Source organism: Streptomyces hyaluromycini (assembly GCF_002217755.1).
Classification (GTDB): Bacteria; Actinomycetota; Actinomycetes; order Streptomycetales; family Streptomycetaceae; genus Streptomyces; species Streptomyces hyaluromycini.
In genome coordinates, this window is the sequence record NZ_BCFL01000016.1 from 1,289,302 (window position 1) to 1,303,137 (window position 13,836).

A 13,836-nucleotide genomic window follows, 5' to 3' on the forward strand; every position below is an offset into this window, starting at 1 on the left:
GCGTTACCGCCGCTCAGCCCGTGTACTTGTACGTCGACGACGCCTGCTCGTACAGCGTGGTGACCTCGTCCCGGTCCGCCTCCGGACCGCGCACCTGCACGATGTGGTACCTCCCGTTGATCAGGAAGACCATGTTGCGCACGAACAGGTCGCCCTCCTGGCTGTCCGTCCAGGTGAACTGCCCCTCCGCCGACACCTGCTGGCCCACCGTGATGGTCCGCAGCCCGCCCGCCGTGGCCCAGCTGGAGTCCCGGTACGGCTGCAACTCCGGTTCCTTGTCCCGCTGGTACGCCATCGGGTCGCTGCCGTAGCTCGCCGCGCTGTCCCGTCCGGCCACGACGATCAGCTCGAACTTCCCGTGCGAGTAGATCACCTGGCCGCTGCCGTTCCTCGGGGTGCGGCTCCAGCCCTTGGCGACGGCGATCCGGAAGCCGTTCGGGTCGTCGCGCAGGGTGAACCCGTCGGCGGCGTCGGCGCCTCCGGCCGAACCGGCGGTGGTCTGGGTCTCGGTGGACGGAGTCGAGGTGGGCGTCGGCGTCGGTGTCGGCGTGGGCTTCGCACTCCGGCCCGGTGCGGGGCTCGCCTCGCCGGCCGCGCCCGTCCGGTCGCCGGACGCCGCGCCGTCGTCCGCGCTGCCCTTCTTCGGCAGGAACAGCATGGCGTACGCGACCGCCGCGGCCAGCAGGAGCAGGACCAGCAGAAGCAGCGTACGGCCCAGTCTGCGCGGGGACTTGGCCTCCTGCCGGGCCCGCTTGTGCCGGCCGTGCGTCGCCGGCAGCCCGGCCCGGCGCCTGCGCACCAGCTCACCGCGGCGCCGGATGATCGGCAGCCGTTTGGGGTCGGCAGGCGGGGCGGCGACGACATAAGTACCGGCGTCCGGCTCGGGCGCGGACCGCACCAGCGAGCGCAGCCAGCCGCGCAGCTCCTCGAAGTCCAGCCGCTCGATGGGGTCCTGACGCAGCAACGACTCCACGACCGGCCGGAGCGACCCGCACTCCTCCGCGAAGGCGGGCGGCTCCGAGCACACCAGCTGCACCAGCTCGGCCGTCGACTCCTCCGGATACGGCGCGTGCCCCTGCACCGCCCGGAACAGCAGCGCGCCCAGCGCCCACAGGTCGGTGGCCGGGCCGATGGGTGCCGCCAGCTGCCAGTTCTCGTGCACGGGAACGGCCTGCTCCGGCGCCCAGCGCTCGGTCACCGGCCCCACCACGGTCATCCGCACCTGCCGCGCCCGTTCGGCGGCCAGCGCGGTGGCGGGCCCCCGCCGCCCGGGTACGACGGCGGCGGGCTCGCCCCAGCGGGCGGCGGGACCGGTGCCCTGCGCGGGCACGACGACGTGCGGCTGTCCTTGGACGCCCTGGAGTTCGGCGCCGGTCCGCGGGGCGGTCGCGCCGGTACCGGCCAGGGGCGTGCCCGCACCGGGTCCGGCGGCCGGGAGCACGGTGCGTTCCTGGCCGGGGGCCGCCACCGGGGGCGTGCCGGGGCGGGGAGCGGCGCCGTGCCAGGGCGACGGCGCGCCGCCCACCCCGTACGGGTCGGCTATCCGGCCGGGCGGCACCCCGGCTCCCTGCTGCTCCCCGCCCGGGGCCTGCGCCTGCCCGTTCGCGTACGACGGTTGCGCCACGCCGTTGGCATACGGCTGCTGGGCCGCCCCGTTGGCATGCCCCGGGCCCCCGGGGCCGTACGGCGGCTGCGGTGCGGGCGCCGCGGTCTCGCCCTCGGCCGACGGCCGGGCACCGGGCAGCGCGGCCCGCCCGTTCTGCTGGGCCTCCTGGACCCGGGCGGCGGCCCTGGCGCCAGCCCGGTACGCGGCGATCGCCCCGGCCCTGGCGGCCCGGATGTCCGCACCGGTCTCCAGCGCCCGCCGCTCCACCGCACCCGTACCGGCACCGCCCGGAGCAGAACCGGCCGGACCGGAACCGCCCGGTCCCTCGTCCGGACCGGCCCCCGGCAGCCCGCCGGCCACCCGCGCCTGAATCGCCGCACGCCGAGCGGCCTCGGGATCGGCCTCCGGCGCGCCGGGCGCCCGCTGCGCGCCGCCCGTACCACCGGCCGTACCACCGACGCTCCCGATGCCCCCGACGGCGACAGCACCCGAGCCGGCCGAACCGCCCGAAACACCCGAACCGGGCGAACCGGCCGGGGTGCCGGGCGGGTTGCCGAGCGGGTTACCGGCCCGGTTGTCGGTCCGGTTGCCGGGCGTGGCGGAACCTTCCGCCTCCCCGACCCGCCGACCACCGGCGGCGGCCGCCACGCCGCTCCCGCCACCCTCGCCGCCCTCGCCCTCCTGCGGCGGCACCGGGTCGTACCCGCACAGCGCCTCCTCCGCCGCCCCGACCGCGAGGCCGGTCAGCATCACCCGGCCGTCGTCGCAGACGAGGACCGTGCGGGCGGTGATGTTGCGGTGCACCCAGCCGTGGGCGTGCAGGACCCGGAGCGCCATCAGCACGTCGGAGGCGACCTCGGCCGCCCGGTACGGGCTCAGCGGCTGCTCGGCGAGGACCGCCGCCAGCGACCGCGCGGCGACCGACTCGCTGACGATCCACAGCGAACCGCCCTCGGCGAACACGTCGAAGACCTGGTCGAGCCGGGGATGGTCGGGGATCCGGGCGGCGGCCTGCGCGGCCTCCACGGCGCGCCGCACCACCGGGTCGCTGGGCCGGCGTGTCGCGGTCCGTGCCGTCGGCGGCCGGCGGGCGCCGCGGTCACGCGCCGTGAACCCCTCCGGCAACCCCTCGGCGTCCAGCACCTCCGCCTCGACGACCTCCGGCAACGGCACCTGCCGGACGAACACCTCCTGCCCGCTGTAGGTGTCGAAGGCCCGCGTCTCGGTGTGTTCGTACTCGTCGGAGGGGGGCAGCGGCAGGCGGTAGCGGTCGGCGAGTACCCGACCCGCGTAGTCGTCCACGTTGCCTCCCCCGGCCGCCCGGTTGGTCAAATCCGTTCGTTTCGCGGCCCGTTCTGTATGCATACCTGGATGCGTACGGTCCGCAACCACTCACGATACGTGCCGGAGGCAATTCGCATTGTGGGGATGCGAATTTGTCACTTCGGGTCGAAGGACGCCGTCAGCGTCTTCCAGGTGTCCTTGCGCAGCTCGCTGCTCCAGTCGTCGGCCTTCGCGGTGTACATCAGCGCGTACCCCTGCGTGGAGCTGACGACGAACCCCCGGTCGATCGTGTGGTACTTGGTGCCGCCGTCGACGTAAGTGAACTCCCAGTCGGCCGTGTTCCAGCCCCGGTAGCTCACCGCGGCTATGCGGATCTTCTGGTACTGGGAGCGCACCATGTAGCGCTCCTGGTTCTTCCAGTCCGCCACCGGGTCGTCCTTGGGCGTGCTCGTCCAGGCGATCAGCAGCTTCTGCCCGTCGGGCCCGGTGAACCGGTCCCCGGCGGAACTGCTGGTCTGGAACTTCCAGCCCTTGGGCAGCCCGATGGAGTACCCCTGGTCGCCCTTGTACTTCAGCACCACCGGCGCGCTGCCACTGCCACTGCCACTGCCACTGCCACTGCCACTGCCACTGCCACTGGAGTTCGACGCCGACGCGTCGTCGCCGGACTCGTCCGAGCCGTCGCTCCCGGCGGTCTGGGCCGCCGACGCGTCCCCGTCCGCCACCGTGCCGCCGCTCGTGTCCTCCTTGGTGGAGTTCCCGGAACCGGACTTCGAACCAGAACCGGAACCGGCGCTCGCGCTCGCCCCGGAGGTCGCCACCGCCTTGGAACCGCCGCTCTTGCCGCTCCCCTTGCTCTGCCCGTCGTCGCCGTTCAGCACGATGGCGAGCACGGTGCCGAGCACCGCGAGCACCACCACCACGGCGATGATCACCAGGGTGCGCTTCGGCACCACATCGGTGAGCGGCGCCTTGGGCACGGGCCGGGGCGCCAGGTCCAGATCCGGCGGCGGCATCACGGGCCACCCCGAACTGGCCTTGCCTGCCGTGGGCTTGGTCCCCGCCGGGGCGGTGGCAGCGCCGGACCCGCCGGCAGCGGCCGGACGCGCACCTCCGACCGGCTCCGAGGCCGAACCGGTGACGACCGGGGCCGCGGCGGCGCCCGCCTCGGCGCCCGCGCCTGCGCTCTTCGTCCGGGTCGCGGCCGCGGCACCCGCCGCCCCCGCGGCCTTCCGCACCGACCGCAGCGCCCCGCGCAGCTTCTCCCCGGCCTCCTCGCCCCGCTTGGTCCCGGCGCCCTTCTCCTCCTGCGGCGCGTCGGGCTGCGGAGGCAGCGGTACGACCCGGGTGGCGTCCGCGGGCGCCTCCTCCGGCGCGTTGATGACCGCGTTGAGCATCGCCCGCGCGCCCGCGTCGTCCAGCCGCTTGGCCGGGTCCTTGTTGAGCAGCCCGTAGATGACGTCCTTCAGCGGTCCCGCGTTCTTGGGCTCCTCCAGCTGCTCGGTCATCACGGCCGTCAGCGTGGCGATCGCCGACCCCTTGTCGTACGGCGGTGCGCCCTCGACCGCCGCGTACAGCAGGCCGCCCAGCGACCACAGGTCGGCCGCCGGGCCGGGCTTGTGACCGCGGGCCCGCTCCGGGGAGATGTAGGAGGGGGCGCCGACGAGCATGCCGGTGGAGGTGATGGACGGGTCGCCCTCGACCTGGGCGATGCCGAAGTCGGTGAGCACGACCCGGCCGTCGCCCTCGGAGATCAGCACGTTGGACGGCTTCACGTCCCGGTGCAGGATGCCCTCGCGGTGCGCCGACCGCAGCACGTCCAGGACCGCCAGCCCGACCTCGGCCGCCCGCTTCGGGTCCAGCAGGCCGTCCTCCCGGATGACCTCGGCCAGCGACTTGCCCTCGACCAGCTCCATCACGATCCAGGGCCGGTCGTCCTCGTCGACCACGTCGAAGACCGTCACCGCGCTGTTGTTGCGGATCCGGGCGATCGCCTTGGCCTCGCGCAGGGTGCGCGTGATCAGGCGCCGCTTCTCCTCCTCGTCGATGTTCGACGGGAACCGCAGCTCCTTGACGGCCACCGTCCGGCCGAGGGTCTCGTCCTCGGCCCGCCACACCGTGCCCATGCCGCCGCGGCCGAGCACTCCTCCCAGCCGGTACCGCCCGGCGAGAAGACGCTCGCTGTTGCCCTGACGAGTCTCCTGACGAGAAGTCCCCGCCCGCTCCGCCTCCGACATGCGTCCCCTCATGACAACCCGCCCTGACAGAGCCTTCATTGTCCCTCACCCGACAAGTGCCCAACGCCCTGGGGCCCCCTGACCGCGCATCGGGGCCGGCCGACCGGAACCCCCGGTGACGAGGGCGTCACGCGGGCCGGGATGATGGGCTGCCAGAAGGGAGGAACCCGGATGCCGTCGCTTCGGACACTGGTGGCCATACCGGTCTCTCTTGCCCTGCTGTTCGCCCCGCTGACGGCCGGTTCGGCATCCTCGACGGAGGCCACGGACCCGCTCCTGTCACAGTTCGTCACCAAAGGCGGAGCACCCGCCGCCGCTCTCCTGGACCGCGACGGCGACGACGTCCGCTATGCGGCCGCCGGCCGGGGCATCGCCCGTGCCGACCGCTTCCGCGCCGGCAGCATCACGAAGACCTTCATCGCCACCGTCGTCCTGCAACTGGCCGCGGAACACCGGCTCTCCCTGTCCGACCCCGTGGAGCGGTACCTGCCGGGGCTGCTGCGCGCACGCGGCGTCGACGGGCGCAGGATCACCCTGCGGGCCCTGCTCAGCCACACCGCGGGGCTCGCCGACTTCACCGCGGTCACCCGGGGTGCCGTCCCCCTGACCCCGCTTCAGGCCGTACGCGTCTCGCTCTCCCTTCCTTCGACCCGGCCGGGTCGCTACGCGTACTCCAGCACCGGCTACGTCGTACTCGGCATGGTCATCCGCCAGGTCACCGGCCGCTCGTACGCCACCGAGGTCCGGCGCCGCATCATCACCCCCCTCCGTCTGACGGGCACGTCCCTCCCGGGCGCCCGCACCACCCTGCCCTTCCCGCACGGCCGCGCCTACGCGGCCGACGGCTCCGACGTCACCGAGCTCGACCCGCGCGTGGCCGGCGCGGCGGGCGAGCTGGTGACCACGCTCGACGACCTGGACCGCTTCTACGCGGCGCTGCTGGATGGCGAGCTGCTGCCCCCGCGCCGGCTGCGCGAGATGCTCGACACCCGTGCCGCACAGGGCGCGTACGGTCTGGGGATCTTTCCTGTGAAGCTGCCGTGCGGGACCACGGTGTGGGGGCACAACGGCCGGATCGCGGGCAGCTATGTGCGCAGCGCTGCCTCGATCGGCGGCCGGCACGTCCTCACGTTCCGGGTGAACACGACGGCGATCGCGGACCCTGACCTCGAACCCGCACTGCTCGCCGCCGAGTTCTGCCCTCGCACCGGGTAGAACGGCCGGGGACCGAAGGAAGATCCCGACACCGGGTCACTCGATCGGGTGCGGCCCGAGGGCCGAGCGGCGCGGCCGGTCCGGCACCGCCGGACACCGGCGTCGTGACTCGGCGCCCTTGCGGCGGAGAAGGGTTTCCGGCGGCCGACCGGCAAGTAGGACCGGGAACCACGTGCTGCGGCGCCCGGCACCGGCAGGCGGCACCCGGCACCCGGCACCCGGCACCCGGCACCCGGCACCCGGCACCCGGCACCCGGCAGACTGCACCCGGCCATGGCCCCGCGGCCATAGCCCCCCGCCCGACCGCCACCTACCGCGGCACGATGTCCGGCGCTCCCAGCCTTGCCGCGTCCGCCGTCAGGTCGTCCGGCTGGAGCTGGGATTCGCGTTCCGCCTCCACGCGCTTCTCGTAGTGCTCGACCTCCCGCTCGATCTGGTCCTTGTCCCAGCCGAGGACCGGTGCCATCAGCTCGGCGGCCTCGCGGGCGCTGCGGGTGCCGCGGTCGAAGGTCTCGATGGAGATACGGGTGCGGCGGGTCAGGACGTCGTCGAGGTGGCGGGCGCCCTCGTGGGAGGCGGCGTACACGACCTCGGCGCGCAGGTAGTCGTCGGCGGCCGAGAGCGGCTCGCCCAGGCCCGGGTCGGCGGCGATGAGTTCGAGCACCTCGTCCGCCATCGAGCCGTACCGGTTGAGCAGGTGCTCGACGCGCACCACGTGCAGGCCGGTGCGGGCGGCGATCCGGGCCCGGGCGTTCCACATCGCCCGGTAGCCCTCCGCGCCGAGCAGCGGGATGTCCTCGGTGACGCACTCCGCGACCCGCATGTCGAGCCCGTGCACCGCCTCGTCGACGGCGTCCTTGGCCATCACCCGGTACGTCGTGTACTTGCCGCCCGCGACGACCACGAGCCCCGGCACCGGATGCGCGACCGTGTGCTCGCGCGAGAGCTTGCTGGTGGCGTCGGACTCGCCGGCCAGCAGCGGACGCAGTCCGGCGTAGACGCCCTGGACGTCGTCGCGCGACAGCGGGACCGCGAGCACCGAGTTGACGTGGTTGAGGAGGTAGTCGATGTCGGCGCTGGAGGCGGCCGGGTGGGCCTTGTCCAGGTCCCAGTCGGTGTCGGTGGTGCCGACGATCCAGTGCCGGCCCCAGGGGATGACGAACAGGACCGACTTCTCGGTGCGCAGGATCAGGCCGGTCGTGGAGTGGATGCGGTCCCTGGGGACGACCAGGTGGATGCCCTTGGAGGCACGGACGTGGAACTGGCCGCGCTCGCCGACCATCGCCTGCGTGTCGTCGGTCCACACCCCGGTCGCGTTGACGACCTGCTGGGCGCGGATCTCGTACTCCCCGCCGCCCTCCACGTCCTGCACCCGGGCCCCGACGACCCGCTCGCCCTCGCGCAGGAACCCGGTCACCCGCGCGCGGTTGGCCGCCTTGGCGCCGTAGGACACCGCCGTGCGCACCAGGGTCGCCGTGTAGCGGGCGTCGTCCATCTGGGCGTCGTAGTACTGGATGGCGCCGACCAGGGCGTCCTTGCGCAGCGCGGGCGCGACCCGCAGGGCGTGGCGGCGGCTCAGGTGACGGTGGGCGGGCAGGCCCCGGCCGTGGCCGCGGGCCATCGACATCGCGTCGTAGAGCGCGACGCCCGAGCCGGCGTACAGGCGCTCCCAGCCCTGGTGCTGGAGCGGGTAGAGGAAGGGCACCGGCTTGACCAGGTGCGGGGCGAGGCGCTCCAGGAGCAGGCCGCGCTCCTTGAGGGCCTCGCGGACCAGGGCGAAGTCGAGCATCTCCAGATAGCGCAGGCCGCCGTGGATCAGCTTGCTGGACCTGCTGGAGGTGCCGGACGCCCAGTCGCGGGCCTCCACGATGCCGGTGTTCAGGCCCCGGGTGGCCGCGTCCAGCGCGGTGCCCGCGCCGACCACTCCGCCGCCCACCACCAGCACGTCCAACTCGCGCTCGGCCATGGCCGCCAGGGACTCCGCACGCTGCTCCGGCCCCAGTGTCGCTGTCCTCACCGCTGCCTCCCGCTCTGCCGCCATCGGCCATCGCTCGCCACGGCCATCGCTCACCGCGGGTCACCGGTCGTCGTCGGTCACGTCGGCCGCGCCCGGCGGGCGTGGCCCCTGCCCAAATTCTGACCGGCTTGCCCGACTTCAGCCACCACTCACCCCCAGCCTGTGGACAACGGTCACCGAACCCACGGAAGACACATGAACACAATCCCGCATAACGGTCATATTTACTCCTAGTCTGACAGTGCGCCTCGCTCATCCTGTCCACAGGGCTTGCGCACCTGTCCCGCTTCGGTTACTGGGAAGGACGGCCCACGCCATGCCCGCAGACCTCGCCGTCATCGGACTCGGTCCCTACGGCCTGCCCCTGGCCCAGGCCGCCGTGGCCGCCGGCATGCCCACGATCGGCTATGCCACCGGCCCCGAGGCGGGCTCGCTCAGCCCCGCCGAGCTGCGCCGGATGCTCGCGAAAGGCTTCCGGGTGGTGGAGGACCCGGCCCAGCTGGGGCGGGTGCGGACCGCGGTGATCTGCGCGCCGACCCCGCGCGGCGCCGACGGCGGGCTCGACCTGAGCCAGGTGGAGGCCGCCGCGCGCACCCTGGCCGCGCGGCTGCGTCCGCACACGACGGTGATCCTGGAGTCGCCGGTCCACCCGGGGACGACGGAGGACTTCCTGCGGCCCCTGCTGGAGAAGGGCTCGGGCCTGCGCGCGGGCCGCGACTTCCACCTCGCCTATTCGCCCAGCCGGGTGGATCCCGGCAACCGCGACTTCACTCCGGCCAACACCCCGAAGGTCATCGGCGGCTTCACGCCCGCGTGCACGGAGTCGGCCGCCACGTTCTACAGCCGGCTCACCGACAAGGTCGTACGCGCGCGTGGCCCCCGCGAAGCCGAGACCGTGCAGCTCCTGGAGACCAACTTCCGTCACGTCAACATCGCCCTCGTCAACGAGATGGCCGTCCTCTGCCACGACCTGGGCGTCGACCTGTGGGACGTCATCCGCTGCGCGGAGACCAAGCCGTTCGGCTTCCAGGCCTTCCGCCCCGGCCCCGGCATCGGCGGGCACGGCGTCGCCCAGGACCTGTCCGGCCTCGCGAGCCGCGGCCTGCGCATGGTGGAACTGGCCCAGCAGGTCAACAGCCGGATGCCGGGGTACGTCGTCCAGCGCGCCGCCGCCCTCCTCAACGAGCACGGCAAGTCGGCGCGCGGCGCGCGCGTGCTGCTGCTCGGGGTCACCTACAAGGCCGACCTCGCCGACCAGCAGAACAGCCCCGCCCAGGAGCTCGCGATCCGCCTCATGGAGCTCGGCGCCTCGGTCAGCTACCACGACCCGCACATCTCGTCCTGGAGCGTCCTGGACCGCCCGGTCCCGCGCGCGGACTCCCTCTACGAGGCGGCCGCCGACGCCGACCTGACGATCCTGGTCCAACAGCACCGTACGTACGACCTTCAGGGCCTTTCGGTGAAGGCCCAGTTGCTGCTGGACACGCGCGGGGCGACCCCGACGGGGGCGGCGCACCGGCTCTGAGCGGGCCCGGAGCCCGCGTGCGAAAGGGCCCGGCGCCAGTGCGCGAAAAGGCCGGTCACCCGCCCCGGGTGACCGGCCCTCCGTTCGCCGTACGGGCTACCGCTTGTGCTGCGAGTCCGCGACCGTCACCTCGACGCGCTGGAACTCCTTCAGCTCGCTGTAGCCGGTCGTGGCCATGGCCCGGCGCAGGGCGCCGAAGAGGTTCATCGAACCGTCGGGGGTGTGGGACGGGCCGGTGAGGATCTCCTCGATGGTGCCGACCGTGCCGAGGTCGACCTTCTTGCCGCGCGGGAGCTCCTCGTTGACGGCCTCCATGCCCCAGTGGTGGCCCTTGCCGGGACCGTCGGTCGCGCGGGCCAGCGGGGAGCCCATCATCACCGAGTCGGCGCCGCAGGCGATCGCCTTGGGGAGGTCGCCGGACCAGCCGACACCGCCGTCGGCGATCACGTGGACGTAGCGGCCGCCGGACTCGTCCATGTAGTCGCGGCGGGCGGCGGCCACGTCCGCGACCGCGGTGGCCATGGGGACCTGGATGCCGAGCACGTTGCGCGTGGTGTGGGCGGCGCCGCCGCCGAAGCCGACGAGCACGCCCGCCGCGCCCGTGCGCATCAGGTGCAGGGCCGCCGTGTAGGTGGCGCAACCGCCGACGATCACCGGGACGTCGAGCTCGTAGATGAACTGCTTCAGGTTCAGCGGCTCGTGCGAGGACGAGACGTGCTCCGCGGAGACCGTCGTACCGCGGATGACGAAGATGTCCACGCCCGCGTCCACGACCGCCTTGGAGAACTGCGCGGTGCGCTGCGGGGAGAGCGCGGCCGCCGTGACCACGCCGGAGTCGCGCACCTCCTTGATGCGCGCGCCGATCAGCTCCTCCTTGATGGGGGCGGAGTAGATCTCCTGGAGGCGGCGGGTGGCGGTGTCGGCGTCCAGCTCGACGATCTCGTCGAGGAGGGGCTGCGGGTCCTCGTACCGGGTCCACAGGCCTTCGAGGTTCAGCACGCCGAGGCCGCCGAGCTCGCCGATGCGGATCGCGGTGGCCGGGGAGACGACCGAGTCCATGGGTGCGGCCAGGAACGGCAGCTCGAAGCGGTAGGCGTCGATCTGCCAGGCGATCGAGACCTCCTTCGGGTCCCGCGTACGGCGGCTGGGGACGACGGCGATGTCGTCGAAGGCGTACGCCCGGCGGCCGCGCTTGCCGCGCCCGATCTCGATCTCAGTCACGTCTGTGGCCTTTCCCTCTGCGTTTCAGCGTCTTCCAGTATCGCCGACGGGTACGGCAAGGGCGGCCCCGGTGCACCCGGGACCGCCCTGGAAAGGCCGTGGCGACTACTTGCGGCTGTAGTTCGGCGCCTCGACCGTCATCTGGATGTCGTGCGGGTGGCTCTCCTTGAGGCCCGCGGAGGTGATCCGGACGAACCGGCCCTTGGACTCCATCTCGTCGATGGTGGCCGCGCCCACGTAGCCCATGGTCTGGCGCAGACCGCCGACCAGCTGGTGCAGCACGTTGGCCAGCGGGCCGCGGTAGGGCACCTGGCCCTCGACGCCCTCGGGGACGAGCTTGTCGTCGGAGGAGACCTCGGCCTGGAAGTAGCGGTCCTTGGAGTACGAGCGGCCCTGGCCGCGCGACTGCATGGCGCCGAGCGAGCCCATGCCGCGGTACGACTTGAACTGCTTGCCGTTGATGAAGAGCAGTTCGCCGGGCGACTCCTCGCAGCCCGCGAGCAGGCTGCCGAGCATCACGGTGTCGGCACCGGCCGCGAGGGCCTTGCCGATGTCGCCGGAGTACTGCAGGCCGCCGTCGCCGATGAGCGGGATGCCGGCCGGGCGGGCGGCGAGCGACGCCTCGTAGATGGCGGTGACCTGCGGGACGCCGATACCGGCGACCACGCGGGTGGTGCAGATCGAGCCGGGGCCCACACCGACCTTGATGCCGTCGACGCCGGCGTCGATCAGCGCCTGCGCGCCGTCGCGGGTGGCGACGTTGCCGCCGATCACGTCGACGTTCACGCTGGACTTGATCTTCGCCATCCAGCTGAGGGCGTTGCTGTTGTGGCCGTGCGAGGTGTCGACGACCAGGAAGTCCACGCCGGCCTCGGCGAGCGCCTGGGCCCGCTCCAGGGCCTCGGGGCTGGCGCCCACGGCGGCACCGACGAGCAGGCGGCCCTCGGAGTCCTTGGCGGCGTTCGGGTACTTCTCGGCCTTGACGAAGTCCTTGACCGTGATCAGGCCCTTGAGGACGCCCTCGTCGTCGACCAGCGGAAGCTTCTCGATCTTGTGCTTGCGCAGCAGCTCCATGGCCTCGACGCCGGAGGTGCCGACCTTGGCGGTGATCAGCGGCATCGGGGTCATGACCTCGCGCACCTGACGGGTGCGGTCGGACTCGAAGGCCATGTCACGGTTGGTGACGATGCCGAGCAGCTTGCCGGCCGGGTCGGTGACGGGCACGCCGCTGATGCGGAACTTGGCGCACAGCGCGTCGGCCTCGGCGAGGGTCGCCTCCGGGTGCACCGTGATCGGGTCGGTGACCATGCCGGACTCGGACCGCTTGACGAGGTCGACCTGGTTGACCTGGTCCTCGACGGAGAGGTTGCGGTGCAGCACGCCGACACCGCCGAGCCGGGCCATCGCGATGGCCATGCGGGACTCGGTCACCTTGTCCATCGCCGCGGAGAGCAGCGGGATGTTGACCCGGACGTTGCGGGAGATGCGGGACGAGGTGTCGACCGCGTTGGGGAGCACTTCGGATGCGCCCGGCAGCAGCAGCACGTCGTCGTAGGTCAGCCCGAGTGTCGCGAATTTGTCGGGCACTCCGTCGACGTTGGCAGTCATGACACCTTCCCCAAATGGCCTTGAACGGTGCGGATGCCCATGCTAACGGGAAGCACGGGTCCCAAATTCCACGGTACGACTCAGCTCCGGGCTTCGTATGTTCGTACGGAAACGGGCGTGCACCTGTTCATCTAGGGCGCAGGTGTGAGGCCGTGGCAGGGGCGGGCGCGGGTTCGGCAGCGCCGGAAAACGCCGTCGTGGCCGTGCGCCGTGGCGGCTGGGAAGAAGCTGCCGCAGGCCGGCGGGCCGGAGCGGAAGAGGGCTCGGCCTACTGCTCCGCCAGCGCCCGCAACCGGCTCAGGGCCCGGTGCTGGGCCACTCGCACCGCACCCGGTGACATTCCCAACATCTGGCCGGTCTCCTCGGCCGTGAGACCCACGGCGATCCGGAGCAGCAGCAGCTCGCGCTGGTTCTCCGGGAGGTTGGCCAGGAGTTTCTTGGCCCATTCGGCGTCGCTGCTGAGCAGCGCGCGCTCCTCGGGGCCGAGGGAGTCGTCGGGGCGTTCCGGCATCTCGTCCGAGGGGACGGCCGTGGACCCCGGGTGGCGCATCGCGGCGCGCTGCAGGTCGGCGACCTTGTGGGAGGCGATCGCGAAGACGAAGGCCTCGAAGGGGCGGCCGGTGTCGCGGTAGCGGGGCAGGGCCAGCAGGACCGCCACGCAGACTTCCTGGGCGAGGTCCTCGACGAAGTGCCGGGCATCGCCCGGGAGGCGGGACAGCCGGGTACGGCAGTAGCGCAGCGCGAGGGGGTGGACATGGGCGAGCAGGTCGTGCGTGGCCTGCTCGTCCCCGTCTACGGCGCGATGGACGAGAGCGCCGATCGTCCCTACGGCAGTGACCGCCTCGTCGTCGCGCATCGGTCCATGGTGCCCTGCTGCCGTCGGCGGCGTGGCATCGCGTCCGTCGTTGTGCACCGAAGCGTTATGAGCAGGTGCGCCGGAACTCATCTCCTGCGCCCTCCCCTTCCGCTCGAACGACTCGTCCCCGAGAGACTCCACACCTCAAGGATGCGGCATCCGCGCCGAAACGAGCAGCGGGCCTCCGGCACCCGGCCTTGCGGACCCCGCCCACCGTGGGGTAGGCGGGGGCGTCCGGTCGGTCCGCTTCCCCGCTGCGGCGCAGCT

Annotated in this window: 8 protein-coding genes; 2 read left to right on the forward strand and 6 right to left on the reverse strand. The window is 72.8% G+C overall.

The features are described 5' to 3' along the window. Positions 1-13 precede the first annotated feature (13 nt). Positions 14-2,908, reverse strand: a complete 2,895-nt coding sequence (locus SSP29_RS05890) for a serine/threonine kinase C-terminal domain-containing protein (RefSeq protein WP_089099824.1) — start codon at positions 2,906-2,908, stop codon at positions 14-16. Positions 2,909-3,045: 137 nt separating this feature from the next. Next, positions 3,046-5,127: a serine/threonine-protein kinase gene (locus SSP29_RS05895; protein ID WP_174855934.1), complete on the reverse strand. Its 2,082-nt coding sequence runs from the start codon at positions 5,125-5,127 to the stop codon at positions 3,046-3,048. A 171-nt stretch (positions 5,128-5,298) separates the two neighbouring features. On the opposite strand from SSP29_RS05895, the gene SSP29_RS05900 reads away from it, so the two are divergent. Beyond that, a complete protein-coding gene (locus tag SSP29_RS05900) occupies positions 5,299-6,342 on the forward strand; it encodes a serine hydrolase domain-containing protein (protein WP_089099372.1) in 1,044 nt (347 codons plus the stop codon). Between the two features lie 310 nt (positions 6,343-6,652). Here SSP29_RS05900 and SSP29_RS05910 read toward each other — a convergent pair whose 3' ends face one another. Beyond that, positions 6,653-8,359 (reverse strand): glycerol-3-phosphate dehydrogenase/oxidase, encoded by a 1,707-nt coding sequence (locus tag SSP29_RS05910; RefSeq protein WP_089099374.1) that lies wholly within the window; start codon positions 8,357-8,359, stop codon positions 6,653-6,655. 316 nt (positions 8,360-8,675) lie between these two features. Between SSP29_RS05910 and SSP29_RS05915 the strand changes: the two genes are divergently transcribed. Beyond that, positions 8,676-9,884, forward strand: coding sequence for a nucleotide sugar dehydrogenase (locus SSP29_RS05915; protein ID WP_089099375.1), 1,209 nt, complete (start codon positions 8,676-8,678; stop codon positions 9,882-9,884). 96 nt (positions 9,885-9,980) lie between these two features. Here SSP29_RS05915 and SSP29_RS05920 read toward each other — a convergent pair whose 3' ends face one another. The 3 genes from SSP29_RS05920 to SSP29_RS05930 form a co-directional block, all read right to left on the reverse strand. Then, positions 9,981-11,105, reverse strand: a complete 1,125-nt coding sequence (locus tag SSP29_RS05920) for a GuaB3 family IMP dehydrogenase-related protein (RefSeq protein ID WP_089099376.1) — start codon at positions 11,103-11,105, stop codon at positions 9,981-9,983. 105 nt (positions 11,106-11,210) lie between these two features. Continuing rightward, entirely contained in the window at positions 11,211-12,713 is a 1,503-nt protein-coding gene (guaB, locus tag SSP29_RS05925; RefSeq protein WP_089099377.1) for an IMP dehydrogenase, read from the reverse strand. A gap of 268 nt (positions 12,714-12,981) precedes the next feature. Then, positions 12,982-13,569, reverse strand: coding sequence for a sigma-70 family RNA polymerase sigma factor (locus SSP29_RS05930; protein ID WP_089099378.1), 588 nt, complete (start codon positions 13,567-13,569; stop codon positions 12,982-12,984). Between the last annotated feature and the right edge of the window lie 267 nt (positions 13,570-13,836).

Coding starts and splice junctions, on each gene's coding strand:
- SSP29_RS05895 (WP_174855934.1), bottom strand. CDS start 5,127: ATGTCGGAGGCGGAGCGGGCGGGGACTTCTCGTCAGGAGACTCGTCAG.
- SSP29_RS05900 (WP_089099372.1), top strand. CDS start 5,299: ATGCCGTCGCTTCGGACACTGGTGGCCATACCGGTCTCTCTTGCCCTG.
- SSP29_RS05915 (WP_089099375.1), top strand. CDS start 8,676: ATGCCCGCAGACCTCGCCGTCATCGGACTCGGTCCCTACGGCCTGCCC.
- guaB (WP_089099377.1), bottom strand. CDS start 12,713: ATGACTGCCAACGTCGACGGAGTGCCCGACAAATTCGCGACACTCGGG.
- SSP29_RS05930 (WP_089099378.1), bottom strand. CDS start 13,569: ATGCGCGACGACGAGGCGGTCACTGCCGTAGGGACGATCGGCGCTCTC.